This is a genomic window from bacterium (genome assembly GCA_022616075.1).
Classification (GTDB): domain Bacteria; phylum Acidobacteriota; class HRBIN11; order JAKEFK01; family JAKEFK01; genus JAKEFK01.
In genome coordinates this window covers 11,145-36,799 of the sequence record JAKEFK010000236.1, presented here as the reverse complement: position 1 = coordinate 36,799, position 25,655 = coordinate 11,145, and the positions used below count along the sequence as shown (strand labels likewise).

The window sequence follows — 25,655 nt, the reverse complement described above, 5'->3', positions numbered from 1 at the left end:
AGTAAAACATCACTCTTCTTCAAAAGATATATCCTGTCCGAAAGTCTGTCTACTTCGCCGGGACTTTGCTGGGAGCTCCTTTCAGGTAGTAATCAAACCACGCCATGTATCTTTGGAAGCGATCTTTCTGATACGAAGGCGTATTGATACCATGTGGTTCACCCGGGTAGACAACGAGCATCGTGTCGATTCCTAATCGTTTCAGTGCCTGAAAGATCTGTTCTGAATTAATTAAAGGGACGTTTTGGTCCGATTCTCCACACATCACAAGAGTGGGCGTCTTCACTTTTTCAATGTCAAAAAACGGAGAAAGCTTCATGTACAGCTCCGGTCTTTCCCAGGGGAGTCCGATCTCTTTTTCCCATTCGTACTGATAATGATCCACGCCGTAGTCCATAAAGTAGTTCGCTTCGCTGGCGCCCGACATCGCGGCCTTGAATCGAGTTGTCTTTGTGATGATGAAATCGGTCATCATTCCACCGTAACTCCATCCTCCGACAGCCATTTTTTCGCCATCTGCATAACCCAGCGAGATCAGATGATCCACTCCTGCCATTTCATCTTCGTAGTCTTTATTTCCCCAGTCGGCAAAAATGGCTTTACAAAACTCCTCACCGTAGCCGGTGGAGCCTCTCGGGTTCACAAGCAAGACTACATAGCCGCTGGCTGCAAACAGTTGCGCGCGAAAATCGAAATCCTCCATGTATTGTGATGTTGGTCCGCCATGCGGCCAGAGCACGAGCGGATACTTTTTGGATGCATCAAAAGAAGCGGGCTTTACGACGAAAGCTTCCACGGAAGTTCCATCTTTGCTTTTGTAACGAACTCTTTCTGTTGTCCCGAGTTGAATTCCTTCCACTACCTTTGTGTTTGTGAAAGTGAGCTGTTTGCTTTTGCCGCCGGTTGAATGAAAAATCTCAGCAGGCAATGTGGTTCTGGAAGCGAGAAGGATGACTGATTGATTCGGACCGAAATCGTAATCATAGACAACGTTTTCGCCTCCAACATTTTTGTTCAAGCCAGTGCCGGTCGCAGAGACAGAGGCAAGCAATTGTTTGCCTTCATGTTCCAGGATGAAGAAAATGGTGCGTCCGTCCCCGCTGAATCGCGGCATGAAGCAGTTCCGGTCCAACTCTCGCGTGAGCACTTTCGGCGCTCCGCCCCTTGCGGGAATCACCATGACTTCTGTTGTGTCATACCAGATCAAATCTGGTTGATGCTGTGCCTGGTATACAATCCACTTTCCATCCGGACTCCATTGCGGTGCTTCATCGGGTCCCTCATTGGTCGTGAGTCTTTTTACCTCACCCCCTTCCGCCGAAACAAGAAAAATGTCCGTGTTGCGATTCGCATCCGGATGCTCTGACCGGTTGCTGACAAACGCGATCTGTTTGCTATCTGGACTCCACTGTGGCGACGAGGAAGCTGAGCTCCAAACCTCACCGCCATCGTTGTATGGACCGGACGTGATCTGTTTTAGCTGTTTGCTTTGAACATCCAGTGTGTAAATGTGATCGTAAAGTTCCTTGAGGTACCCATATTCATCGAATTTGAATTGCAGCCGCGTGATCACCACCGGCTTTTTCGTTTTTTCTTTCTCTTTTTCCTTGTCATCATCCAGCGGCGCATCGGGATCCGCATCGTTAATCACAAGCGCCAATCTCTTGCTGTCCGGCGACCATGTAAAATCGGAGACTCCCTGTTTGACTTCAGTCAACTGCATTGCTTCGCCGCCGCTTCGATTCAACAGGAAAACTTGTTTCTTCTTGTTTCGTTTTGAAAAGAATGCAAGATACTTGTTATCAGGGCTCCAGCGTGGATGGCTGTCCTCTTCTTCATGTGTCGTTAATTGAACCGCCTCTCCCCCGGCGACCGGGACCATATAAATATCTTTGTTGGCCTTGTCTTTCTCTGCATTCATCGTTTCAACGACATAAGCAATCCATTTTCCATCAGGGGATGTTTGTGGATCGTTCACATCTTTGAAAGCGAACAAATCGTCAACCGTTAGATTTCTTTTTCCCTGCGCGAATACAGTGGCCGGTAGGAAGAGGAGGAGAATGATCATTAACGTTTTTTTCATGGCGCTCCTTTGAAATGGCAAACTCTAAATATACAGGGTTGCTTTTTATCTTTGTAGAGCGTTTCACATCGTGAAATTGGACATTTTCGCCAATCGTGGCGATCTTCATGATGGATGGGAGGAATCAATGCCTGATTTTCGCTTTGTTTCCAGCTTTGCTTCAGCTGATGGAATTTCACAACCCATCTCTGAAATCGAAAAGGATGAACAACTTCTCGATGCTTATTCACGTGCTGTCATCACTTCAGCGGAGAAGATCAGCCCTTCAGTTGTGAATATTGAATCCGGTTTTTCTGGATCAAGAGAGCAGCACGGAGGCGGTTCCGGTTTTGTTTTTACACCGGATGGTTTCATTTTGACGAACAGCCATGTTGTGAGTCGAGCTTCCCGCGTGGATGTCACACTATCCGACGGACGTAAGCTGAGGGCAACCCTGGTCGGCGATGATCCGGACACGGACATTGCTGTGATCCGCGTTGACGGTTCCAGAATTATTCCCGTTGAATTTGGCGACTCTCAAAAAATTCGCGTGGGACAACTCGCCATTGCAGTTGGAAACCCGTTCGGATTTCAAACGACGGTCACCGCCGGTGTTGTGAGCGCTTTGGGTCGTTCTTTGCGTTCCAAGTCAGGTCGTCTAATCGATAATGTCATTCAAACGGATGCCGCGTTGAACCCGGGCAATTCAGGCGGTCCACTGGTCAATTCAGCAGGACAGGTGATTGGAGTAAACACAGCGGTGATTCTTCCGGCGCAAGGACTCTGCTTTGCGATTGCAATCAACACAGCGAAATATGTTGCCGCACGACTCATCAAAGAAGGCAAGATTGTTCGAGGCTACCTCGGTGTTGCGGGCCAAAATGTGCCGCTGCACCGGCGGATTGTTCGCTATCATGGTTTGAATATCGAATCTGCAATCCTGGTTGCATCCGTAGAGCCAAACAGTCCGGCATGGCGCGTGTCACTTCGCGAAGGAGATCTCATTGTCGCCTTCGATGGTCATCCAACTCCCGGAATCGATGTTCTCCACCGATGCCTGGCTGAAAAAGAGACAGGCACGAATGCAACTCTCACCATATTGCGCGGCACCGACAAAAAAGTAATTCAAATACATCCTGAGTTCCGGTAGGGCAATGTAGAGCGGCCGTCCCGGCTGCTAGAGCTCCGCCGGCGAGGACGCCCGCGCTACTTTGTTTACACGCTATCGATTAAACTATGAAGCCATGGAGTTCACCTGCAAGAGCGCAACAGATCGCACGTATAGGGTCCATTTTGAATGGGGAATTTTGAACCAATTGAAGTCGATCCTGGACCAGGAGAACATTCCTGGGCCCTTCTACGTTATTAGTGACCGGAACGTATTCAGGCATCAGGGCAGGCGTCTGGAAGAGGCCCTGCGTGGCGCCCCCTTTCATCACTTTCTGGCTCCTCCGGGTGAAACTTCGAAGGACTTAAAATACTGGAAACGGATCCAGGATTTCTTGTTGAAGAAGGGCGCAGACCGCCGTTCAGCCGTGATTGCTTTTGGCGGTGGTGTGATTGGAGATCTTGCGGGATTTGCCGCTTCCACTTACATGCGCGGTCTGGATTTGATTCAGATTCCGACGACCCTGCTTTCGCAATCGGACAGCAGTATCGGAGCAAAAGTGGCTGTGAATCATCCAAAAGCCAAAAATTTGATCGGCAGTTTTTATCAGCCAAGGATTGTAATCACCGATCCGGCGCTGTTGGAAAGTTTACCGCCGCGAGAATTTTCTGCCGGATTGGGAGAAGCAATTAAGTACGGCGTCATTTCTGACCCGGAGCTTTTTGAGTTGTTACATGCAAACGTTGAAAAAATCCTTTCCTATGATCGGGAAATGCTCGGATCTTTGATTGCGCGATGCATTGCAATCAAAATCCAGGTAGTAGAAGAGGATGAAAGGGAATCTGGTCTCCGTAAGATTCTCAATTTTGGACATACCATCGGCCATGCGTTAGAACAGGCAACGCGTTACAAAGTGCTTCGCCATGGCGAAGCGGTGGCCTGGGGGATGCTGGCAGCCGGATGGATAGCAATCCGCAGAAACATGTGGGATTCAGGTGAATTTGAAAAATTGAAATCGATTCTCGTTCGATCAAAATCTATGGTTCCTTTTGGCGACTTGAAAAGGACTGATATTCTCAATGCATTGAAACATGACAAAAAGAAAGCAGGGAAGAAATTGAGCTTCGTCTTGCCTGAAAGGACGGGAAAAGTCACAATTGTGAAGGACATTAGCCAGGAAGAAATAGAAACAGGACTGGACTATATTCTCCGGTTCCGGAATTAAATATGGATTCGTCAAAAATAATATCGCTGGAAGATTTCATCCGTAAGGAGAATCGCTATCCATCAGAAGAAGAAGCGCTGATCTGGGCGCTTCAACTCTGCGACATAATGGAGGATTCGGCGGGCGGTTTCCGGATGTTGAGTCCGAAAAATGTTTACGTCGAAAATGGAAATCGCTGGAGCACGGCTCATCCTCCCCTCACAGACGATGTATCGGAAGCGTTATTTCGATTTGGGGCGCTGCTACATTTCCTGCTGACGCGGAATCCTTTCAGGATCAGCCATTATCTGGATGGACCTCCTGCGGTTCGCGAAAGAAATCCCCAAATATCCGTTCGGTTTGAATCGATTATCGTGAAATTGCTTCAGAACGTGCGGTCGCTCCGCTATTCGAGTGTTCCCGAATTCAAAGAAGATTTGAATCAACTGCAAAGAGAACTAAAGGGTGATTGGACCGTTCACTGGTACGGTTTTAAAGCAAATGGCGCTCGCACAAATCATGTGAATGATGCTTCTTTTCAGCCTGCAGGAAAAACACTGAAAGAAGTCTGGAAAGCGGACATCGGCGATGTCTGGGGCTCGGCGGTCGTTGCTGGTGAATATCTGTTTGTCGGCTCAGGGGATGGAAATTTTTACAGCATCGACTCGCAAACTGGAAAAATTATCTGGAAACTCGGGCTCGGAGCGAGGATCGAAAGCACGGCCTGTATCGATTGCAAAACGGCGTACATCGGGAATGATTTTGGGGCATTCCACGCGATCAATATTCGAAACGGCTCTATGCTCTGGAAAAGGAATCTAGGTGAATACATTCGCTCGTCTGCCTATTATGATGATTCGTTTGTATACGTAGGAAGCATTAATCCCGCGCAGAAAACAGGATTTCTCTGGTGCCTGAACCGCGAGAATGGATCCGTTGTCTGGAAAAAGGGGATGGGGCCGGTATTTTCAAGTCCGGTGGTGGACCGGAATGAGATTATCCTGGGAAGCGACGATGAAAAGCTCTATTGCCTGAGCATCCAGGGAGCAGAAAAGTGGAAGCTCAGCTTATCAGGCAAAATCAGAAGCACGGCTCTGAGCATTCGAGACTTTGTCTACATTGGCAGTTTTGGCGCTGTGTTCTACAAAATTAGAAGGAGTACGGGTGAGATTGTATGGGAGAACCGCGATGCAGGCGCCATGTATTCTTCGCCGGCCTATGGTCGTAGTTTCATTTGTGTGGGCGGCAATTCCGGCGCTGTAAGTTTCTACCAGCAGGCAACAGGTAAAAAGAGCGCGGAATTTGCCACCGGCGGTCCGGTGACTGCAACACCTTTGATCGTCAATCAGTTTGCGCTGGTGGGATCGAACGATGGCATCTTCTACATTCTCGATTCGGGCGGAAATGCAATCTGCGCCTTTGATGCAAAAGCTCCCATGAATTCGACGGCTTGCTATCATAATTCTATGATTTACGTTGGAAGCGATAACGGTTTCCGGGCACTGAGCTTTTAATCAAAGTAGCGCGGACGTCTCATCTGCGGATCCTGCAGGCGGGACGCCCGCACCACTTTGTTTATGCAGGACGTTGTACAAATACCGAAATGGTTGAAGGAGAAGGTGATTGACCGCTTCAACAGCGGTGTCTCTCATATTTTTATTCTCCATTTCAACATCAGCGATTATTTCCCGGTTCAAGATCGTTTTGTGCCATTGCAGGACATGCTGGAAGAGCTTTGCTCGCAACGTGAAATTCTATCCACGTATCAATATCCTTCGGGCTTGCAATTTGCGCGCTCCGAAGTGGATGACAAATTCAGGCGTCTTGCGGGGATTGGTTCGCGCGAACATCTACCGTCCGGGCCGCATCAAAGCCTTCAGCTGATCGATCGCATTCTGAAGAGTGATGCCTTTCCACCACGGCAGCTCGCTTTAATCATTCCGTTTGCAGAAACAATTTTTCCTGCAAACCCAAATCTGAGTCCTGAAGACAAAGCGAATGTGATCACTATCATGCGCTGGGCTAATGACCGTTCGGTTGCCGTGCGGAAACCGATCATGTTCCTGCTTACGGCAAATCTAAAAGACCTGAACAATCAGATTCTTTCCTCGAGTCAAGGAATCGAAGTTGTTCAGATCCCGAAACCGGAACAGGAGGACCGCAGACATTACATCGATTTTTTGATCGCACACAATCCGGCGCTAAAGTTGAATTTGACCGCAGAGGAGTTTGCGCACCACACACAGGGATTGAGTCTGAATCAGATCGAAGACATCGTGCTTCGCGCGACTGCTGAAGGGAGCACCATCACAATCGATTCGGTCCTTGTGCGGAAAGTCGAGATTCTGGAACAGGAATATGGACAGGTCCTGGAAATCATTCGTCCGAAGTTCGGTCTGAGTTCCGTAGGGGGGCTGGATTATGCTGTCCGGGAGCTAAGAGAGATTTCAGAAATCATGAAAAAAGGATTAACAAGCGCGGCGCCCATGGGCGTGATTCTGATGGGACCACCCGGCACGGGAAAGAGCTATCTCGCGGAATGTTTTGCGAGGGAATGCGGTTTGCTCTGCGTAAAATTCAAACCGCTTCGTGATATGTACGTGGGGCAGTCGGAACGCAATCAGGAGCGGGCCTTCTCTGCGATCCGCGCGCTGGCTCCGGTTGTCGTGATGGTTGATGAAAGCGATCAGCAGCAATCTTCACGCAATTCGCAATCCGGAGATTCAGGTGTGACGGAGCGAATGCGCGCGCAGTCTTTCGAATTTTGGGGAGATCAATCTCTTCGCGGAAAAGTGCTCAGGATCGATCTGACCAACCGTGTCGATTTGATTGATAGCGCGATGCGACGATCGGGACGAACGGATGTCAAAATCCCGATTCTGATGCCCGGTACGGTTGCCCGCAAACAGATTCTCGAAGTTCTTGTAAAACGTTACGGTTTTAAAACGGAAAGTCAGGATTTTCAAGAATACGCTGACAAGACGGAGGGATTCTCAGGCGCCGACCTTCAGCTTGTCCTGACGACTGCCTACCGGTTCGCGTCCTTAGAAGCAAATTATGAAGGTGATGTTCTGATCAAAAAGGAACATCTCGATCGGGCGCTCGAGGACTTCATACCAACTTCGCGCGACCAGGAATCTATCGATGAAATGACTCTGGTGGCTTTGAACGAATGCAGGTCGAGACGTTTGCTTCCGGAAGGACACGAACAGATTCGCCAGGGGATTTTGGAGAGAAGTATTCGTGGATCGTGATCATGATCGTAATCGTAATCATGATCCTGAATCGTAATCTTCGGTCCTGAATTCTATTAATAAAAGGATGATGATTGGCGATTAAGATCAACGATCATGATCACGATTACGATCCACGATTATTTATGATATGGTTGAACGCTACATTTTTACCAAGGAGTCACTCGAATGCAGATTTTAGCCAAGGCGCCCACCCGCATTGATTTATCCGGCGGAACGCTGGACATTTGGCCTCTTTACCTTTTTGTCGGGGAAGCTACCACCATTAATCTTGCTATTAATTTGTACGCAACCGCAAAACTCGAGCCCCTTCCCGGGACAAAAATCAGCATCGTTTCGAAAGATCAGAAAGCCACACAGGAAGCTGCAAGTTTCAATGAGCTCAATCACGATAGCAATCTTGGACTGGTTACGCGCTTGATTCAGCACTTTTCGCCGGAGCAGGGCTTCCAGCTTGAAACCGATTGTCAGGCGCCCGCTGGCGCAGGTCTTGGCGGCTCCTCCTCCCTTGCCATTGCGGTCTGCGGCGCCTTAAACGAATTCACAGGCAAAAATTATTCTCCCGAGCAATTGATTCGCGTTGCTCGCGATGTGGAAGCACAGGTTCTCGGGATTCCAACAGGAAGACAGGATTACTACGCAGCAATGTTTGGAGGTTTTAACGCCTGGCATTTTCGCGTTGAGAAAGTCGAACGAGAAGCGTACCAGGTTTCCCCGGATGAGCTTCGGGAACGATTGCTCCTTTTTTACAGCGGCCAGCGGCGTTCGTCCGGCATGAACAACTGGCAGATCATCAAGAATCGCATCGATGGTGATTCGAATACTGTAGAAATGCTGCAGATGATCAAGCAGGAAACGGAAAAATTGCACAAAGCACTGAAGGAGGAAGATTGGGGAGAGGCTTATGAAGCGATCCACCACGAATGGATGGCTCGCAAAAGACTGGCCCCCTCGATCACGACCCCTGAGATTGAGGAATTAATCGAATTCGGTATCACCAATGGATCTCGCACCGGGCGAGTCTGTGGAGCCGGTGGCGGGGGATGTGTTGTTTTCGTCATCGACAATTTCACGCGACAATATCTTTACGATCTGGCCAAGGGAAAGAAATATCACGTTCTGGATTTTGAAGTCGCGCAAGACGGTCTCTCAGTCCAAACAAGCTAAATGCAAATCGTTTACACGGGCGAACAGGCAGTAGTACTATCAGTATCGTACGATAAGACGCGCGACTGCGTCGCTGCCATCCGCCGCATGGTTCAATTCATCCGTGAGCATCCGCATGACGCTGTTACCTCCTGCCGCGCAGGGCTGGATTCGCTTTTAATCGAATATTTGCCGGATGCTTCTTTCCCGGCGTGGCTTCAATCTCTCTCTGGACTTGAAGGCGATTCTTCCGTTATGGAGAGCGATGAGGAAGTCTGTATTGTTCCGATTTGTTATGATTTTGGATATGACATCGCGAAGATTTGCGCAGAAAAAGGCTTAAACGCGGAGGAGATCATTCAAATTCATTCGGAGACCGAATATCAGGTATGGATGATCGGTTTCATGCCTGGATTTCCTTACATGGGAGAGCTTCCTGCCCAATTGCAGCTGGAGAGAAAAAAGAATCCCGATCCGGTGGTTCCGGCGGGATCGGTCGCAATTGCAGAAGAGTATGTCGGCATCTACCCGTTTGATTCACCGGGGGGCTGGCACGTCATTGGAAGAACGCCCTGGAAGATTCTGGATTACAGTAGAAATGTACCCTGGATATTTAAATATGGAATGAAGGTCAGGTTCCAGCCAATTTCGACTCAAGAGTACGAAAGGACAAAACAATGAAACAGCTTGCGATCGATTTGAACTCGGATGTTGGGGAAGGTTTCGGGCCTTACAGAATTGGAAACGACGAAGAAATCTTTCCTTATATTACTTCCGCAAATATCGGATGTGGTTTTCATGCCGGAGATCCCACCACAATCAGAAAAACACTGGATCTCGCAGCCAGACATAACGTCGCTGTGGGCGCGCATCCCGGCTATCCTGACCGTTTGCACTTCGGTCGTATTCCTATGACGATTCCTCCTGAAGAAGTTGTAGACATGATCCTCTATCAAATGGGTGCGCTTCAGTTGATGGCAGAAAGAGCGGGGCTCAAATTGCAGCATGTGAAATTGCACGGAGCGCTCTATCATTCGGCCGCGGAAGACCGGAGACTTGCAGAAATGTTTTTGGATGCCATCGTGCGCCTCGTGCATCCCCCCATTGTTTTGGGACCGCCCGGTTCTCTTTTGCAGACGGAAGCGGAAGAGCGTGGACTCGATTTTGCGGCCGAAGGTTTCGCTGACCGTATTTATGGAGAGGAAGGGAAGCTGATGCCGCGAAACAGCAAGCAGCCGAGTACGATTTCCGATCCAGCGCTGGCTGCTGAGCAGGCGCTCCAACTGGTGAGGGAACGGAAGGTGCAAACCGTTTCGGGCAAGAGAATCGAATTAAAAGTGAGTACGATCTGCATTCACGGCGATACTCCGGGAGCAGCAAAAATCGCTCGCGTGGTGTATGAAAAACTGCAACAGGCTAAGATCTCGATCCAATCACTAAAAAACATTATTGATTGATTGAACCGCCAAGACGGCAAGAACGCCCAAGAAAAAGTTCCAATTCCGATCTTGGCGAACTTGGCGCCTTGGCGGTTAAATTCATGATCGAAGTGGTGCAACCCGGAATGCTTACGACCATTCAAGATTCCGGGCGGAAGGGATTTGAAGCATACGGAGTTCCGGTGTCGGGCCCCTTTGATCCTTTTCTTGCGGCAATGGCGAACAGACTTTGCGGGAATCCGCTTGATGCGCCTGTGTTTGAATTTGCCATGATCGGTCCCACATTGCATTTTCATGAAAAAAGAATAGTTGCTCTTTGCGGGCTCAGCGTTCAGTATGAGCTGCAGGGGCAGACAGTCCCGTTACTCACCTCAACCGAAGTTCCGGCTGAATCTGTTTTGAAATTTGTGAGCATGGAGGGATGGTACGGATATCTTGCAATTGCAGGTGGAATCGAGACGGAGAGTGTTCTGTCCAGTGTTTCTACATATCTTGCCGGCGGAATTGGGAAACGTTTGGAGAAAGGTCAAATGCTGAAGACCGGGCCTGAGCCCGGCGGCGGATCTGCGCTGCGTTCTGTTTCGTGGTCCTATCCGCTGGAACCGGTGTTGTATTTGTTACCGGCGCAACACAGTTCACATTTCAGCGCCAGAGAGCGTCAGAAGATCAGGGAGCACAATTACAAGATCAGTCCGCAATCGAATCGAATGGGAATTCGATTGGAAGGCGCTGCCATTGATCCGCCGGTGATTCGCAGATCGGCGCCGGCGCTTACCGGAACTGTGCAAATTCCGCGATCCGGCTTTCCGATCATTCTGGGTCCTGAAGGGCCAACAACCGGTGGCTATGCTCAGATGGGCGTGATCAGCCGCGCTTCCTGGACTCTCCTGGCGGGAAAAAGGCCAGGATCAGCAATTCGCTTCGAATGGACGGATCCGGAAACCGCCCGGCACTGGTGGAATGACAGGCAGGACTTGTTGCGTGCATCCTTATGAAACCACTGCCCAATTCCTTCTATGCGCGTAATACTATAACAGTAGCAAGAGAATTGCTGGGAAAATTCCTTGTGCGGCAAGAGGGAACGCACAAGTGGACCGGCCGGATTGTGGAGGTGGAAGCGTACATCGGCGAGGACGATCCCGCTTGCCACGCTTTTCATGGGTTCACTCCACGCACTCAGATCATGTACGGCCCACCCGGACATGCGTATGTTTACTTCACGTACGGCATGTATTTCATGTTGAATGTTGTTACCGAGAAGGAAGGTTTTCCGGCGGCGGTGTTGATCCGCGCGGTAGAACCGGTCTCCGGTTTTTCCAGCAAGGATCCTAAGCCGGCGAGTGGGCCAGGTAAACTCTGCAGGTCGATGGAAATTGATAAAACGCTCAATGGAGTTTCCCTGCAATCGAGCGAACTTTACTTAACCAAAAATCCCGGCAAGCAGCCGAAAATGGGCATCCGCTGGTCATCACGGATCGGGATTACCGAGGGCGCCGATAAACTCTGGCGAGCTTACCTGTACGGAAATCCTCATGTTTCCCGTAAATCAAACCCTCTGGACTCCCTCGAACCCTCTCCAATCTGAGAATCTTGGATCGTAATCGTTATCGTGATCGTAATCAAAAATCGTAATCGCAATGCGATGTCCGACGGACGAACTGAAGATTCCGGTTAAGATCAAGATTACGATTATGATCCACGATATTACCATCTTGCATCCTTTTGGGACCCTCTTTATAATGAGGTGCTTGCGAAGAGACGGCCTACCCTCAGGCAAAAAAAATTGTAGATTTCATAATTCGGAGGACAATTCAATATGCAGTACAAAAAACTCTCGTGCTACGCTCTGTTTCTGATTGCGATTACGATTTACGCCTGTGGTGGCGGCGAGGAAAAACCGGCGGCACCATCCCCCGGCGCGCCTGCGCCTTCAGCGGCGGCCCCTTCGGGCAACGCTTTTGATCCGTCTAAAGCGACAGCTACGGTCACCGGCAAAGTGACGTTTGACGGGGGAAAACCTGTGCTTGCGAAGCTTCCGTTAACTCCGGAATGCAAGCAGGTACATCCAGGCGAAGCGATGGAACAATCCGTGGAATTGAACGCGGATAATACTCTGCAACATGTTCTGGTTTATGTGAAATCCGGCGCGGATAAGTGGACCTATACCACTCCAACCGACCCGATTGTGCTGGATCAGGTCGGCTGCCAGTACAAACCTCATGTAGTATCCTTGATGGCGAATCAGCCATTGAAAATCCGGAACAGCGATCCGTTCCTTCACAACATTCATCCGCTGCCAAAGAACAATCCCCAGTTCAATCTCGGACAACCGGTCAAGGGCATGGAAACCGAAAAGAGTTTTGCAACTCCTGAGGTGGCGATCCCGGTGAAATGCGACGTCCATCGATGGATGTCCTCTTACATCGCCGTTCTCAGCCATCCCTTCCACAACATTACTGCTGCAGCCGGCACCTATACAATTAAGCTGCCCGCCGGCACATTTACATTGGAAGCCTGGCATGAGAAATTTGGAACGCAGACTCAGGACGTAACCGTAGCAGATGGTCAGAGTCAAGAAGTAAACTTTACGTTCAAAGCGTCTTAAGAATACATTGGTTCTTCGTATTTACTCCGGAGGGCAAGCGCGGTTTGGCCTTCCGGTTGTGAGGAGGGTAAATGAATCCTGGAACCTGGAGAGACTGGCTCCCTTATCCACCCAACCTTTCCGAACATGGTCCTGGAGTTGATCAGCTAAACACTTACGTCCATTACCTCATGTTCGTTATGTTCATCGCATGGGCAATCTATTTTGTTTATTGCCTGATCCACTTTCGGAAAAGGGAAGGACACAAGGCTGTTTACAATCCGGCCAAAGGCAAACTTGCAAAAGTCTCTGAGGTCGGAGTTATCTTAGCGGAAGCGATTTTGCTTATCGCTCTGTCCATGCCGGCCTGGGCCGCTTATAAGAAGAATTTTCCTTCACGTGAAGAAGCGTTGAACGTTCGCGTGATCGGGGAGCAGTTTGCATGGAATTTTCACTATCCGGGAAATGATGGAGTTTTCGGGAGGACCGATCCAAAATTGATGAACAACACCGGTAATTCGTTAGGTATTGATATGTCGGATCCTCATGCCAAAGATGACATCATTACGCTCAACGAGTTTCACGTCCCTCTGAATAAGCCGGTGATCGTCGATATCAGCTCAAAGGACGTGATTCATAGTTTCACAATCAATGTATTGCGAGTAAAACAGGATGCAGTTCCCGGGATGGTAATTCCGATTCATTTCAAAGCGGTGTCAGGAGTCGGCGCGCATGAAATTACGTGCGCACAGCTTTGCGGGTTGGGGCATTACCGGATGCAAGGTTTTGTTTATATCGATACATCCGAACAATATGCGCAGTGGCATGCGCAAAAGGAAAGTGAACTTCAAGGAGCAAGTCAATGAGCGAAGTTGTTAACCATCATCCCGTTCATGAAGCTCATCACGAAGAGCTCGGATTTTTGCGAAAGTATGTTTTCTCCACAGATCACAAAGTGATCGGAATTCAATACGGACTTACCGCACTGGTCTTTTTATTGTTTGGTTTTTCGCTGATCATGTTGCTTCGCTGGCAGCTCGCTTATCCTGGAAAACCGGTGATATGGCTGGGGAAAATTCTTGGAGAAAACTTTATGCCTGGTGGCATCATGTTGCCGGAATTTTACAACATGCTTGGCGCCATGCACGGTACAATCATGGTCTTTTTGGGGATTGTCCCGCTGGCTGTAGGCGCCTTCGGTAATTACGTGATGCCATTGCAAATCGGGGCACCAGATATGGCTTTTCCGAAAATCAACGCCGCCAGCTACTGGTTCTATTTTGTCGGTGGCGTGGTCATGCTGTATAGCTTCTTTGTTCCTGGAGGTCCTGCGCAAGGAGGGTGGACTTCTTATACGCCACTTGCGGATATCGCACCTGTTGGCCAAACCTGGTGGCTGGTAGGGATGGTTTTCCTGATCACCTCTTCGCTTCTTGGCTCCATTAATTTCATTGTTACCATCGTTCAAATGCGCACGAAAGGGCTTTCTTTCTGGCGACTTCCAGTTTTTGTCTGGGCTCAGTTTGTTACTGCATTTCTTCTTCTCCTTGCCTTTCCTCCACTCGAAGCTGCGGCGGTGTTGCAATTGATGGATCGTCTCGCGGGCACAAGTTTCTTCTTGCCAAGCGGTCTTGTGGTATCCGGCCAAATGATTCCGAACACCGGCGGCGGCAGCCCCCTGCTTTGGCAACATCTGTTCTGGTTCCTGGCGCATCCGGAAGTTTACGTTCTAATTCTTCCTGGAATGGGTATTGTCGCAGAAGTGATCGCGAACAATACACGTAAGCCGCTCTGGGGTTACAAAACGATTGTGTTCTCCATTCTTTTCATCGGTGGAATGTCCTTTACGGTATGGGCGCATCACATGTTTATGACCGGAATGGGAACAACCATGAGTACGTTTTTCCAGACAACCACGATGATCATTTCGATACCTTCGGTCATCATTCTCACATCGTTGTTGCTTAGCTTATGGGGCGCCTCGATCCGATTTACAACTCCCATGCTGTTTGCCATTGCATTTCTTCCGATGTTTGCCATCGGAGGATTGACCGGGCTTCCTCTCGGTCTTACAACTTCGGACATTCACCTGCACGATACCTGGTACGTGATCGGCCATTTCCACTATGTGGTTGCGCCAGGTACGATCTTCGCGCTCTTTGCAGGTATCTACTACTGGTATCCAAAAGTTACGGGCCGGATGTTGAACAGTGTTCTGGGAAAGATTCATTTCTGGCTTTCGCTGGTCTTCATGAATGGAGTATTTCTGCCGATGTTGATTCAAGGCATGGCAGGAATGAATCGTCGTTACTATGACCCCACAGCTACTCCCTGGGGAAAAGCAATGCAACCGTTTATGGAATTCATTTCCTGGTCCGCATGGTTACTTGCGATTTCTCAGATTCCTTTCGTCATTAATTTCTTCTGGAGCATGTGGAAGGGAAGGAAGGTTACATCCGATAATCCATGGGATGCTACAACGTTGGAATGGTCCGCGCCCACTCCTCCTCCGCATGGGAATTTCCCAACTCCGCCGGAAGTGTACCGGGAACCGTATGAGTACAGCGTTCCCGGCAAAGAGAAAGACTTTTCACCGCAGTTTATAAAGGAGGCGTGATGGAGATTCCGTATAGCGTTAAAGCAAATCCTGTTACCGGGATCCCGAATGGAAAATTTGGCATCTGGCTTTTTCTTGCTTCAGAAGTGATGCTCTTCGGCGCGTTGTTTTCCAGTTACGTGCTGTTGCGCGTGGGAGCCGATGTATGGCCTCATGGAAGAGATGTAGGACTTTCTATTCCGCTTGCGACACTCAACACAATGGTCCTGATTGCCTCTTCCGTGACGATGGTTATGGCGTGGGCTTCTTTAAAAATGGATCAATTCAAGAAATTCAGACTTTATCTGGGACTCACGATTCTTCTTGCGTTTGGGTTTCTTGTGGTGAAGTACTTTGAATATACAGCAAAGTTCCACCATGAAATCTATCCGAGCACCAGTACGTTTTTTGCTATTTACTTTACGTTGACAGGATTGCATGGTCTTCACGTTATTGGTGGAATCATTGTAAACAGTTATCTCTGGGGACCTGGAGCCAAAGTGTGGAGATCCGAGCCGGATCGATTCGCAAACCGGATTGAGTATGCCGGCTTGTACTGGCATTTTGTGGATCTTGTATGGATCTTTCTGTTTCCGGTTCTTTATCTTTTATAGGAGGGGACATGAGCGCAGATTCCGCCGAAGAAATCCGAAAACATGTAAAAGTTTATATCACAGTGTTTGCTGCTTTAGCGGCCTTGACGATTATCACGGTAGGGATTTCCTATTTGCACCTACCGGCGTTCTGGGCAATTACGTTTGCGCTGCTCGTCGCGACGGTGAAGGGATCGCTTGTGGCCTGTTATTTCATGCATTTGATCTCTGAAAGAGCGATTATTTTTTGGGTCTTGATTGTTTGTCTGATTTTCTTTGCTCATTTGCTATTGCTTCCGGTGGCAACATCGAGCCATTATTGATTTTAGGATGTCTTTAAAAGCGTTTCACGTATTCTTCATCATCGTATCGATTTTGCTGACAGGATGGTTTGGATGGTGGGGCGTGAACAGTTACAGGCAAAGCGGAGATTGGACGCACCTGCTTATGGGGCTCGGTTCCGTGGTTGCAACGATTTTGCTCTTATTCTATTTCCGTTGGTTTATGCGGAAATTAAAAAACGAGAGTTATTTATGAGTTTTATGAGGATTGTTTTGCGAGTGCTGCTTCTAGTTGCTCTCGCTACACTTTTGATGCAAGATGCCGGAGCCTGCGCTGTTTGCTTTGGCGATCCAAATTCCTCCATGACGCATGGCGCCAAGGCGGGCGTTGCCGTGTTACTCGGCGTGGTGGGCGTGGTTCTTTGCGGCATTGGCGGTGTGGCGTTTTACTGGATCCGCAGAGCGCGTCTGCTGCAGGTTCAGGCGGCCATGCGTGGCGAGTCCATAGAGTTGTAGTTTTTCAACGCAGAGGCCGCAGAGACCGCAGAGAAATAAAAAATTGTTGTCCCTGCGTTCTCGGCGATCTCTCCGTTAAAATTTTGCTATGTGGTTGAATCGATACTTGCGGTTTATGGTGTTGGCGACGTTGCTGTTGATTGTTGCCGGGGGACTGGTAACCAGCCAGGATTACGGACTTGCAGTTCCGGATTGGCCAAAGTCTTACGGAATGTGGTTTCCCCCGATGATTGGAGGTGTCTTCTACGAACATGGCCACAGAATGATCGCAGGCTTTGTGGGGATATTAACGGTTATTCTGACTGCATGGTTATGGTGGAAAGAGCCGCGTAAAGGAGTGCGTCTTTTCGGCACAGCGGCGTTACTTTCGGTGATTGCGCAAGCCATACTTGGAGGCATTACGGTCCTGTATTTTCTGCCTACCTGGGTTTCCACTGTGCATGCCACACTCGCGCAAACTTTCTTCTGTATGATCGTTTGCCTGGCCGTTTTTACATCGCGATGGTGGAAGGAGAACGGTACTCGCACTGGAAAACCTCCGGCTGGGAATCCAACCGGACGCTTTATCCTTGCTACCGGTTTGATCTACCTTCAGCTGATTCTGGGTTCCTGGATGAGGCATAGCAACGCTGCGCTTGCCATTCCTGATTTTCCGCTCGCTTTTGGCAAAATCATCCCGCCCTTCATGACTCCGGAAGTGGCGATCCATTTTGCACACCGCGTGGGCGCATTGCTTGTTTTAGCTATTATTAGTTGGAACCTATTAGTTGTAATAGGTTCGTATAGAAAGGAGCCCGTCCTTTTTCGGCCTTCTGTGGTGCTTATCCTGCTTGTGATGGTACAGATCACGCTGGGCGCCTTTACCGTTTGGACGAGAACGGGAGTCCTTTTTGCAACCGCGCATGTGATTGTCGGCGCTATTCTTCTTGGAGCCAGTCTCGTTCTGACTCTTCGGTCCTACAGAATTTTCCGGTCTCCGAAGGATCAAGCCGCTGCGGTCTGGCAGCCGGCGGTCAGAGCCATATGAAAACAAGCATCACCGCAGAGACGCAAAGACGCGGAGAAAAAAGTTCGCTCCTCCTTATCTCAGCGACTCGGCGTCTCTGCGGTGTTGCTCGAGCGGCGTTTCCGGAGTTTTTGAGTCTTACCAAGCCACGAATCACATTGCTGGTTGTTTGCACGACGCTTGTGGGTTTTTATCTTGGCGCTGCGGATACGGTTCCGGTTTGGTTACTGATCCACACCCTTTTTGGCACGGCATGGATTGCTGCCGGCGCGAGCGCGCTGAACATGGCATTTGAATGGGAACCGGATTCAAAAATGCGGCGCACGGAGAGTCGTCCCATTCCTTCCGGCCGGCTGTCTGTTCTGCAAGCAGTCTTTTTCGGCTCGATCCTCTGTTTGGCCGGCGCGCTCCATCTGTTGCTTCTGGTCAACTTACTCACCAGCATTCTTTCGGTGATTACCGCCGGCTTGTATCTTTTTGCTTATACGCCGCTAAAGAAGCGAACATCACTGTGCACTGTGGTCGGGGCGATTCCGGGAGCCATCCCTCCCATGATGGGTTGGACCGCTGTAAGAAACTCACTGGATTTTGAAGCATGGTGGCTTTTTGCAATCCTGTTTCTATGGCAATTACCTCATTTCCTTTCCATCGCCTGGCTTTACCGTGAAGACTATGAACGGGGCGGATTTCCCATGCTGCCCGTGGTCGATAAGGACGGAAGACAGACGAGCCGCCAAATTATTTTGGAAACTTTAGCTTTGCTTTGTATTACACTATTACCTGCCGCGCTGGGTGTTTTTGGACAGATATATTTTGTTGGCGCCTTTGTTCTTGGCGCTGTGTTTTTGTACATGGGTATCAGACTGGCGCGTATGAAAGATGCATTCTCCGCGCGGAGATTGCTGTTGACGTCGGTTGTCTATTTGCCGTGCTTGCTGATACTAATGATGCTTGCAAAGCAGAACTGAGCAAAACCGCCGAGTCGCAGAGTCGCAGAGATAGGATAGAGATAAAATATTCTCACTTTTCTCAGCGTCTCTGCGGTGCTGCTCTGGTTATTTAAAATCGGGTGGGAGGAATTGTATTTTCAAAGATGCTCAGTACCGGTGACCTACCTACCGTTAACGCATTGTTGAATTCTACGAGTGCGTTGTTTCTCGTGATTGGTTACCGTTTTATTCGCGCGAAGAAGGTGCAACAACATCGCGTGTGCATGGTGATTGCCTTTGTTGCTTCCATTCTTTTTCTTGGGTCGTATTTGACTTATCATGTGCTCGCAGGCTCCAAACCATTTCCCGGTGCCGGTCCCGCAAGAACCATTTACTTTTTGATTTTGATCAGCCACACGATTCTGGCAGCGGCAGTTCCTCCACTTGCTGTGATCACTCTTTACCGGGCGTGGAAGGGCCAGTTCGATAAACATCGAAGGATCGCGCGGTGGGGATTTCCGATATGGCTTTACGTTTCCATCACGGGGGTTTTGGTTTACTGGATGCTTTATCGCATGGACTGGTAGGGTGCTCTGATATGGCAAAAAAAGGCTCTAAAAAATTCATGAAAATGACTGCATCCCAGCAGTATGAGGGGCTGCAGTTTATCATGGATAAGATCCGCTCGAAAAAGCCTGTTGCGGACATCTTTCAGGAAATCGTCAACGAATTTCCAGCATCCTTTCCTTTTGTTCGGATTGACTATGATTCCGGATCGTGTGAGGCATTCAGAGAAATCGAAACAGCCGATTCGATTTCGCCGGATGCAACTTTCCTTTTTTACTTCCCGAACGGCGGCGGCGCACTGATTGTTGGTCACTCCGATCCTATTGTGAGACTGGATGACGGCCTTTCCCGGTGGCTGGAAAATGTAGCTACGGTCCTTGGTTTAGCTTTAAAATCAGCAGCTCTGCCAAAGCGGCATACGGATGACGAATACGAAAATCTGAAAGCGAACCTTCAAGCCGCCAAGGAGGAAGCGCACAATGAAATTGAAAGAGTAAAAGAAGAGGCTCAATTTCAAATCCGGCAGATAAAGGAGCAAACCGAAACAGGATTCCGCGAACAAGCACTCTGGGATGAGTTGACCCTGTTACCGAACTCAAAACTTTTCCCTCTTATGATGTCCCCTATGCTCGCTCACGCCAGAAGGAGCGCTGATTTAACTGCTGTGATGTTTCTGGAAATCGGGCGTCTTGATGAAATGACGAAAACGCATGGCTTTCATAATGCAGACAGAATCATCAAGCAGGCACTGGAGCTGATCATGAAGAATCTGCGGGAAGGAGATGTAGCTGTTCGCGCGGGAGCTAACAGGATTCTGTGGTCTCTTGGTGGACTTCGGAGCATTGAAGATACAGCAACCGTTGCAGAGAAAATGTTGCTCAGCTTGAGCCGGCCGCTGGAAGTTGACGGAAAACTGGTGAGTCTCTCCGGAAGCATCGGCATCAGTCTTTTTCCGGTGGATGGATCGGATCCTGAAACATTGATGAATCATGCCGAAATCGCGCTGGAGGTTTCCCGCAAAACGCCGGGCAATTCCATCCGGTTTTATTCCAGGGAAATGAACGAGAAGATCCGGACTTTCCTGGTATCACGGAAGGAATTAAAAGATGCCACGGCAAAACAAGAATTTGCTTTGCATTATCAACCGGTTGTCCGCTTTTCTTCCAATGAGGCAGAATCGGTGGAAGCTTTGATCCGGTGGAGGAAACCTCAGGGGCTCACAGTGTATCCGGGAAATTTTCTGGATCTGTCTGAGCAGATCGGGATTGCTTCGCAGCTGGATGAATGGATGATACGAACGGCCTGTCTCCAGCGAAATGTATGGGAAAAGGAAGGGCTTGGCTCACTGCGCGTTTCAGTGAATCTTTCACAGAATTTTTTTTGGGAAGGGGGAGTGGATAGGATTTCGCATATCCTGCGTGCCTCGGGAATGCGTCCTGATTTGCTGGAATTGGAAATTGCGGAAAAAGTGCTTTTAAAAGACGCAGAAAAGGTGATCAGCAGGCTGAAGGAATATTCAGATTTGGGAGTGAATTTGACAATTGATGATTTTGGAAGCATCGGTGGCTTGTTGATGAACTTGAGCCGGTATCAGGTTCAAGCAATCAAATTGTACCCCGGGCACATTCGTGGAATCACCCAGGAATCGGCTCAATCTGCCGTTGTAGCATCCACGCTTTTTCTTGCACACAGCTTGAAAATCCGCGTGATAGCAAAAGCTGTGGAAACGCAAAGCGAGCACTCCTATCTTGAGAAGCTCGGGTGTGATGGTTATCAGGGAAATCTCTTTAGCCCGGCACTTCCCAAGAATCTGTTAACGGAGTTTCTCAGAAAACAGCAGATGAAGGCGGCGCCCGCAACAGCTTCGACTGAATCAACGCAGCCGATGGAAGTAGAGACACCCGAACAACCAATCATCGGAGAGCCGGCGTGGAAAGATGAGAGACCTTCCTATGTTATTACCTGTTTCAATTGTCAGACAAAGTTCAACGCGAATGAAGCTTCCTGGTGTTTATGCATAACTCCCGATTCAACGGTTGTTTGCCCTTCCTGTAAAAAATGTTTTTGCAGGGCAACGTTGGATTACAGGCACGGCGTTTGGGGCTCAGCTCCTGAATCTTTTTGGGACAGGAAGAATCGTTTCGTAGAAGAGAGTGGACCGGTTGTCACGAATCCGCCGCCTGACCAGGTCAAACACCCGTTGGTCCTTGTTGTAGACGATGAACCAGGCGTTCTGAAAGTGGCATCCCGGTTGATTCGCGGTCTTGGATATTCGGTGATCCTTGCACGAAACGGTGAGGAAGGATTACAGGTGGCAAAGGACTATAAACCGGAGCTTGTGATATCGGATGCACTCATGCCAAAACTCGATGGACGCGAGATGTGTTCGATGCTAAAGCGGGATCCGGTTACAGCCAGAATCAAAGCTGTAATCATGACTGCGTTCACGGGCGCGGCAAAATACAAAAGCTCTGTCATACGAGAATATCAATTCGACGAACATTTACAGAAACCGGTCGAGTACGACCGGCTCGTCACCGTCCTCCGCCGTTTCCTTGGGTAGCAAGACAAAGTAGCGTAGGCGTCCCGCCTGCGAGCTGCCGCAGACGAGACGTCCGCGCTACTTTGTTAACTATCCTTGGTGGACGATACCGCGTTTGAGCGCTTCCAGAATCGCCTGGCTGCGCGAGCTGACATTGAGTTTCATCAAAATATTTGCAACGTGAGTCTTCACGGTAGTTTCACTGAGATTCAGATCCGTTGCAATCTCCTTATTACTTTTGCCCTGCACCATGAGCCGAACGACATCCAATTCACGCGGAGTAAGCATATCGTTCAACATCCGGTCGGCCAGATTCGATGCGGCAGAGGGATGCAAATAACGGCGTCCCTCATATGCTTCACGGATTGCATAAAACAATTGATCAGGCGTGGAATCTTTGATGAGATAACCGAGAGCTCCTGACTGCAATGAGCGAAAGACATCTTCGCTTCCGCTGTAGACACTCAACACAAGCAGTTTTGCCTGAGGAAAGCTTTTCCGAATCCTTTCAATGACCTCTACCCCATGAATATCCGGCAAGGAAAGATCGATGAGTGTGACATCGGGGTTGGTTTTTTCAAATAATGACAGGGCTTCTTTGCCATGCGAGGCTTCTGCTACAACCGTCATGTCCGTTTCATGGGAAATCAGCATAACGAGTCCGGCGCGAACGACCGGATGATCATCCACAACCATAATTCGGATCTGTCTGGATGTCATAAGTTCGAACCGACCGGCACTGTATCTTTGAACATCGGCTCAAGCTGCACGGACAAAACGATGGTTGTGCCATGTTTGTCTTCACTGTGGATCGTCAAATTTGCTCCAATTTTTTGCGCCCTCTGCTGCATTCCGGAAAGTCCGAACCCGAAACGGGAATAACTTTGCAAATCTGTGGAATCAAAACCTTTCCCATCGTCCTTTACTTTCAGCTCTACCAGCTGGTCTTCGTACGTCAACGAGACGTAAATTTCTTTTGCGTCGCTGTGTTTAAGGGCGTTTGCGAATGCTTCCTGCGCCACACGCAAAACCGTTAACTCAATCTCTTTGGAAAGAACGCGTCTCCTTCCCATGAGCTGGCAACGAACCTGGATGGAAGTATCCGTGGACATTTGTTGCACAATTCTCTGCAGCGCTTCAAAGAGATCACCACGCTCCAGCAGCAGGGGATGCAGAGCAAATACCGACCTCCGTGTTTCTTCCAGGCTGTTTCTGCCCAGTTCACAAGCTGTCCGAATTTGATTGACAGCCTGAAGCGTCGAACGTTCCATCAACTTAATCGCATGTTCAAGGTGCACAATCATGGCGGCGATGCTCTGCGCAACATTGTCATGCAATTCCTGCGCAATTCTGTACCTTTCTTCCAGGACAGCCGTTTCTTCCGCTTTCTGGCGGATGGAGCTGACCCTTTCCTGAACTCTCATTTCAAGTACCTTTTTCTGGTTTACCAGACTGCGCAGGCGGACGCGCACAAGAAGAAAAGTCACCGCCACCAGCATCCCTAAGAAAACCGCCTTGAAGCTTGTTCTCTGATAAAAGTAGGGCAGTACTGAAAGTTTCAAACTGGCCGCAGATTCACTCCACACCCCATCATTGTTCGCGGCAAGAACGTGAAATACATAATTACCTGGAGGTATGTTCGTATAGAAGGCTGAACGCCGGTTTCCTGCATTCATCCAGTCTTTATCGACGCCTTCCAGTTTATATTTAAAGCGCACTCTCTGTGGAATCAATAGACTGAGACCCGTGTAGCGAAATTCGTAATTCGTTTTTCCAGGCTCAACGCGAATCGTTGAAGAATCCATCGAGACTCGTTGCTGGTCGATCAACACTTCTTCGATACGAGTCGGCGGTGAAACACTATTCTTGGCGATGTGATCCGGATGGACACGGACTGCGCCGTCGATTGTGGGAAACCACAAACTCCCATCGGCCGCCTGCCAGCCGGCCGGTTGAAATGCGCCGGTTGCTTCGCTGCTCCTCATCCCATCTTCAGGGCCGTAGACGGTGCACTGCAATAAGGGAATCAGTTTCTTCTCATACTTATCAAATTGATCCTTCTGAATGGAAAAGATTCCATAGTTGGAGCTCATCCAAAGAGTGTTGTGCCTGTCGCGCAAGATTTGATAAATGCGATCTTGAAACAAACCATCTTTGGAAGTGAAGGAGGAAAAGTTGCCATTACGTAGACGATTCAAACCTTGATCCGTTCCGATCCAAAGCGCGCCTTTTTCATCTTCTAAAATGGTCAGGACCATATTGTCTACAAGACCTTCTCTGCTTGTGTAGGTTTTGGTGCGGTTCTCTTGCAAAAGAGTTAGTCCGCGATTGGAACCGACCCAGAATTGGCCCTTGCTGTCTTCCAGGAAACAGCTGACTGAGGCGCGCCATGGATGTCTATCATCCGTAAAAGTATGAATCGTGTCTTGATCGTACCAGTTGATTCCGGAAACTGTGCCGATCCAAATGCGTCCTCTGGTGTCTTCGTAAAGCGCTTTTACATGGTTGGATACCAGACCATTCTTCATTGTCAAAGATCTGAATTGATTGTTTTCAAGAACCGCCAGGCCGTGTAGTGTACCGATCCACAATCGATTCTTGGTGTCATGCCACAAAGAATTCACAATATTACCCGGAAGTCCGTCGCTCACGGTGAAGGTCTGAATCGTTCCGTTTTTCAGACGGTTGAGACCCTTATCGGTTCCAATCCAAATTGTTCCATCAGGCTGTTGCAACACGGGTGTCACGAGTTTTCCGGAGAGACCTTCCAGAGTGGAAAAAGTTACAAACGGACCATCTTTCAGGCGGTTCAATCCGCCTGTTCCAATCCAGAGACTTCCTTCGCGATCTTCTGAAATGGAAATTACAAAATCCTGAAGAAGGCCGTCGGAGGTTGTGAAATTCTCTGCGCCCTGTTCATTGATTCGGAACAAACCACCGCCATAAGTGCCAACCCAAATGTTCTGGTGTTTATCCTCATGAAGGGAAGTGATCATCCATTTGCCGAGTTGAGGATCCGGATAGGGAGTCAGCACTCCGTTTTTCCAGGAAACGAGACCATCCTGTGTTCCAATCCAGAGAGTTCCATCCTTGCCTGGCGCCAATCCCCAGGCCGGACGAATTTTCATTCCGTTTTGGCTGGTTAGCAGCTCGAGCGATGCGCCGCGGATTTCATAGATTCCGGTTAAAGTTCCCGCCCATAGAATTCCGTTTTGTGATTTCAATGAGAAAACGGATGTGTTGTCGAGTCCTTTCACAAACTCAAAGGAATTGTTCCTGTTCCTCTTCATCAGTCCCCGATCGGTCCCGATCCAATGATTCCCTCGATCATCGATCGTTTGAGAAAGTACGCGTGAAACTCCTTCAACAGGAATTTGTTTGACCTCATTGTTATGGAATGCATTCATTCCGCCATGCGTTCCAATCCAAAGAGTTCCCTCAGAATCTTCGAGCAGGGTCAAAATCGCATTGCGCCTGCCTTCAAACTCCTTAGTGTTTTTTCGGTTGAAGAACGTAAAGCGAACACCGTCAAAACGCGCCAGACCTTCATCCGTTCCGATCCAAAGATAGCCGTCGCGCGTTTGGTGGATGGTGTTCACCCAGCCTGCAAGAGGGGGGAGTCTTGGCCAGGGATCATTTACGTACTGCGTAATGTGTTTTGAAGGATCCAACGCATAAACGGGAAGCAGCGGCAAGAGCAAGAGGATCAATCCCGAGACCAGTTTCTGCATACTTTCTACGAATAATACTAGCCTTTGCCGGTGCATTCTTCATCCAAAAGAAGGAGACGTTTTCGTGGTCTCCGAGTCGTTGACGACTACCCCAATT

At 49.1% G+C, this 25,655-nt stretch carries 23 protein-coding genes; 20 read left to right on the top strand and 3 right to left on the bottom strand.

Annotation, left to right across the window (positions count from 1 at the left end):
• Nucleotides 1-49: 49 nt before the first annotated feature.
• Entirely contained in the window at nucleotides 50-2,083 is a 2,034-nt protein-coding gene (locus L0156_19580) for a S9 family peptidase (protein MCI0605193.1), read from the bottom strand.
• A 127-nt stretch (nucleotides 2,084-2,210) separates the two neighbouring features.
• Between L0156_19580 and L0156_19575 the strand changes: the two genes are divergently transcribed.
• The 20 genes from L0156_19575 (at nucleotide 2,211) to L0156_19480 (ending at nucleotide 21,848) form a co-directional block, all read left to right on the top strand.
• Nucleotides 2,211-3,212, top strand: a complete 1,002-nt coding sequence (locus L0156_19575; GenBank protein ID MCI0605192.1) for a trypsin-like peptidase domain-containing protein — start codon at nucleotides 2,211-2,213, stop codon at nucleotides 3,210-3,212.
• A 94-nt stretch (nucleotides 3,213-3,306) separates the two neighbouring features.
• Complete coding sequence (gene aroB, locus L0156_19570) at nucleotides 3,307-4,395, top strand: 3-dehydroquinate synthase (protein MCI0605191.1); 1,089 nt, start codon at nucleotides 3,307-3,309, stop codon at nucleotides 4,393-4,395.
• A gap of 2 nt (nucleotides 4,396-4,397) precedes the next feature.
• Entirely contained in the window at nucleotides 4,398-5,888 is a 1,491-nt protein-coding gene (locus tag L0156_19565) for a PQQ-binding-like beta-propeller repeat protein (GenBank protein ID MCI0605190.1), read from the top strand.
• 63 nt (nucleotides 5,889-5,951) lie between these two features.
• Nucleotides 5,952-7,628 (top strand): ATP-binding protein, encoded by a 1,677-nt coding sequence (locus L0156_19560; protein ID MCI0605189.1) that lies wholly within the window; start codon nucleotides 5,952-5,954, stop codon nucleotides 7,626-7,628.
• A gap of 168 nt (nucleotides 7,629-7,796) precedes the next feature.
• A complete protein-coding gene (locus L0156_19555; protein MCI0605188.1) occupies nucleotides 7,797-8,795 on the top strand; it encodes a GHMP kinase in 999 nt (332 codons plus the stop codon).
• Nucleotides 8,796-9,455: a 5-oxoprolinase subunit PxpB gene (gene pxpB / locus L0156_19550; GenBank protein MCI0605187.1), complete on the top strand. Its 660-nt coding sequence runs from the start codon at nucleotides 8,796-8,798 to the stop codon at nucleotides 9,453-9,455. It begins immediately after the preceding gene.
• Nucleotides 9,452-10,231 carry a LamB/YcsF family protein gene (locus L0156_19545; protein ID MCI0605186.1) on the top strand — a complete coding sequence of 260 codons (780 nt, stop codon included), beginning with the start codon at nucleotides 9,452-9,454 and terminating at the stop codon, nucleotides 10,229-10,231. Before pxpB ends, L0156_19545 begins: the two co-directional genes overlap by 4 nt.
• Before the next feature lie 83 nt (nucleotides 10,232-10,314).
• Entirely contained in the window at nucleotides 10,315-11,208 is an 894-nt protein-coding gene (locus tag L0156_19540; GenBank protein MCI0605185.1) for a biotin-dependent carboxyltransferase family protein, read from the top strand.
• Nucleotides 11,205-11,798, top strand: coding sequence for a DNA-3-methyladenine glycosylase (locus L0156_19535; GenBank protein MCI0605184.1), 594 nt, complete (start codon nucleotides 11,205-11,207; stop codon nucleotides 11,796-11,798). Before L0156_19540 ends, L0156_19535 begins: the two co-directional genes overlap by 4 nt.
• A 231-nt stretch (nucleotides 11,799-12,029) precedes the next feature.
• Entirely contained in the window at nucleotides 12,030-12,818 is a 789-nt protein-coding gene (locus L0156_19530) for a carboxypeptidase regulatory-like domain-containing protein (protein MCI0605183.1), read from the top strand.
• 71 nt (nucleotides 12,819-12,889) lie between these two features.
• Complete coding sequence (locus L0156_19525) at nucleotides 12,890-13,663, top strand: hypothetical protein (GenBank protein ID MCI0605182.1); 774 nt, start codon at nucleotides 12,890-12,892, stop codon at nucleotides 13,661-13,663.
• The gene (locus L0156_19520; protein ID MCI0605181.1) at nucleotides 13,660-15,414 is read left to right on the top strand and encodes a cbb3-type cytochrome c oxidase subunit I; all 1,755 of its coding nucleotides are present in this window, start codon (nucleotides 13,660-13,662) and stop codon (nucleotides 15,412-15,414) included. Before L0156_19525 ends, L0156_19520 begins: the two co-directional genes overlap by 4 nt.
• Complete coding sequence (locus tag L0156_19515) at nucleotides 15,414-16,007, top strand: heme-copper oxidase subunit III (GenBank protein MCI0605180.1); 594 nt, start codon at nucleotides 15,414-15,416, stop codon at nucleotides 16,005-16,007. Before L0156_19520 ends, L0156_19515 begins: the two co-directional genes overlap by 1 nt.
• Nucleotides 16,008-16,015: 8 nt before the next feature.
• On the top strand, nucleotides 16,016-16,309 hold the full coding sequence (locus tag L0156_19510; GenBank protein ID MCI0605179.1) for a cytochrome C oxidase subunit IV family protein: 294 nt from the start codon (nucleotides 16,016-16,018) through the stop codon (nucleotides 16,307-16,309).
• A gap of 7 nt (nucleotides 16,310-16,316) precedes the next feature.
• Nucleotides 16,317-16,523 (top strand): TMEM199/VMA12 family vacuolar ATPase assembly factor, encoded by a 207-nt coding sequence (locus L0156_19505; protein ID MCI0605178.1) that lies wholly within the window; start codon nucleotides 16,317-16,319, stop codon nucleotides 16,521-16,523.
• Nucleotides 16,520-16,783, top strand: coding sequence for a hypothetical protein (locus tag L0156_19500; GenBank protein ID MCI0605177.1), 264 nt, complete (start codon nucleotides 16,520-16,522; stop codon nucleotides 16,781-16,783). The genes L0156_19505 and L0156_19500 overlap by 4 nt, the downstream gene beginning before the upstream one ends.
• Before the next feature lie 88 nt (nucleotides 16,784-16,871).
• Nucleotides 16,872-17,810, top strand: coding sequence for a COX15/CtaA family protein (locus L0156_19495; GenBank protein MCI0605176.1), 939 nt, complete (start codon nucleotides 16,872-16,874; stop codon nucleotides 17,808-17,810).
• Nucleotides 17,807-18,757 (top strand): heme o synthase, encoded by a 951-nt coding sequence (gene cyoE, locus L0156_19490; GenBank protein ID MCI0605175.1) that lies wholly within the window; start codon nucleotides 17,807-17,809, stop codon nucleotides 18,755-18,757. The genes L0156_19495 and cyoE overlap by 4 nt, the downstream gene beginning before the upstream one ends.
• Nucleotides 18,758-18,858: 101 nt before the next feature.
• Entirely contained in the window at nucleotides 18,859-19,305 is a 447-nt protein-coding gene (locus L0156_19485) for a DUF420 domain-containing protein (GenBank protein MCI0605174.1), read from the top strand.
• A gap of 11 nt (nucleotides 19,306-19,316) precedes the next feature.
• Nucleotides 19,317-21,848, top strand: a complete 2,532-nt coding sequence (locus L0156_19480) for an EAL domain-containing protein (GenBank protein ID MCI0605173.1) — start codon at nucleotides 19,317-19,319, stop codon at nucleotides 21,846-21,848.
• A 69-nt stretch (nucleotides 21,849-21,917) separates the two neighbouring features.
• Here L0156_19480 and L0156_19475 read toward each other — a convergent pair whose 3' ends face one another.
• Both L0156_19475 and L0156_19470 read right to left on the bottom strand, forming a co-directional pair.
• Nucleotides 21,918-22,547 (bottom strand): response regulator transcription factor, encoded by a 630-nt coding sequence (locus L0156_19475; GenBank protein MCI0605172.1) that lies wholly within the window; start codon nucleotides 22,545-22,547, stop codon nucleotides 21,918-21,920.
• Nucleotides 22,544-25,558 (bottom strand): histidine kinase, encoded by a 3,015-nt coding sequence (locus L0156_19470; protein ID MCI0605171.1) that lies wholly within the window; start codon nucleotides 25,556-25,558, stop codon nucleotides 22,544-22,546. Before L0156_19470 ends, L0156_19475 begins: the two co-directional genes overlap by 4 nt.
• Nucleotides 25,559-25,655 lie beyond the last annotated feature (97 nt).

Excerpts from the sequence above, each read along its gene's own strand:
- L0156_19580 (MCI0605193.1), bottom strand. The coding sequence starts at position 2,083 with ATGAAAAAAACGTTAATGATCATTCTCCTCCTCTTCCTACCGGCCACT.
- L0156_19475 (MCI0605172.1), bottom strand. The coding sequence starts at position 22,547 with ATGACATCCAGACAGATCCGAATTATGGTTGTGGATGATCATCCGGTC.
- pxpB (MCI0605187.1), top strand. The coding sequence starts at position 8,796 with ATGCAAATCGTTTACACGGGCGAACAGGCAGTAGTACTATCAGTATCG.
- L0156_19495 (MCI0605176.1), top strand. The coding sequence starts at position 16,872 with ATGTGGTTGAATCGATACTTGCGGTTTATGGTGTTGGCGACGTTGCTG.
- L0156_19565 (MCI0605190.1), top strand. The coding sequence starts at position 4,398 with ATGGATTCGTCAAAAATAATATCGCTGGAAGATTTCATCCGTAAGGAG.
- L0156_19480 (MCI0605173.1), top strand. The coding sequence starts at position 19,317 with ATGGCAAAAAAAGGCTCTAAAAAATTCATGAAAATGACTGCATCCCAG.
- cyoE (MCI0605175.1), top strand. The coding sequence starts at position 17,807 with ATGAAAACAAGCATCACCGCAGAGACGCAAAGACGCGGAGAAAAAAGT.
- L0156_19575 (MCI0605192.1), top strand. The coding sequence starts at position 2,211 with ATGCCTGATTTTCGCTTTGTTTCCAGCTTTGCTTCAGCTGATGGAATT.
- L0156_19555 (MCI0605188.1), top strand. The coding sequence starts at position 7,797 with ATGCAGATTTTAGCCAAGGCGCCCACCCGCATTGATTTATCCGGCGGA.
- L0156_19535 (MCI0605184.1), top strand. The coding sequence starts at position 11,205 with ATGAAACCACTGCCCAATTCCTTCTATGCGCGTAATACTATAACAGTA.
- L0156_19525 (MCI0605182.1), top strand. The coding sequence starts at position 12,890 with ATGAATCCTGGAACCTGGAGAGACTGGCTCCCTTATCCACCCAACCTT.
- L0156_19510 (MCI0605179.1), top strand. The coding sequence starts at position 16,016 with ATGAGCGCAGATTCCGCCGAAGAAATCCGAAAACATGTAAAAGTTTAT.
- L0156_19500 (MCI0605177.1), top strand. The coding sequence starts at position 16,520 with ATGAGTTTTATGAGGATTGTTTTGCGAGTGCTGCTTCTAGTTGCTCTC.
- aroB (MCI0605191.1), top strand. The coding sequence starts at position 3,307 with ATGGAGTTCACCTGCAAGAGCGCAACAGATCGCACGTATAGGGTCCAT.
- L0156_19530 (MCI0605183.1), top strand. The coding sequence starts at position 12,030 with ATGCAGTACAAAAAACTCTCGTGCTACGCTCTGTTTCTGATTGCGATT.
- L0156_19505 (MCI0605178.1), top strand. The coding sequence starts at position 16,317 with ATGTCTTTAAAAGCGTTTCACGTATTCTTCATCATCGTATCGATTTTG.
- L0156_19545 (MCI0605186.1), top strand. The coding sequence starts at position 9,452 with ATGAAACAGCTTGCGATCGATTTGAACTCGGATGTTGGGGAAGGTTTC.
- L0156_19560 (MCI0605189.1), top strand. The coding sequence starts at position 5,952 with ATGCAGGACGTTGTACAAATACCGAAATGGTTGAAGGAGAAGGTGATT.
- L0156_19470 (MCI0605171.1), bottom strand. The coding sequence starts at position 25,558 with ATGCAGAAACTGGTCTCGGGATTGATCCTCTTGCTCTTGCCGCTGCTT.
- L0156_19540 (MCI0605185.1), top strand. The coding sequence starts at position 10,315 with ATGATCGAAGTGGTGCAACCCGGAATGCTTACGACCATTCAAGATTCC.
- L0156_19515 (MCI0605180.1), top strand. The coding sequence starts at position 15,414 with ATGGAGATTCCGTATAGCGTTAAAGCAAATCCTGTTACCGGGATCCCG.
- L0156_19520 (MCI0605181.1), top strand. The coding sequence starts at position 13,660 with ATGAGCGAAGTTGTTAACCATCATCCCGTTCATGAAGCTCATCACGAA.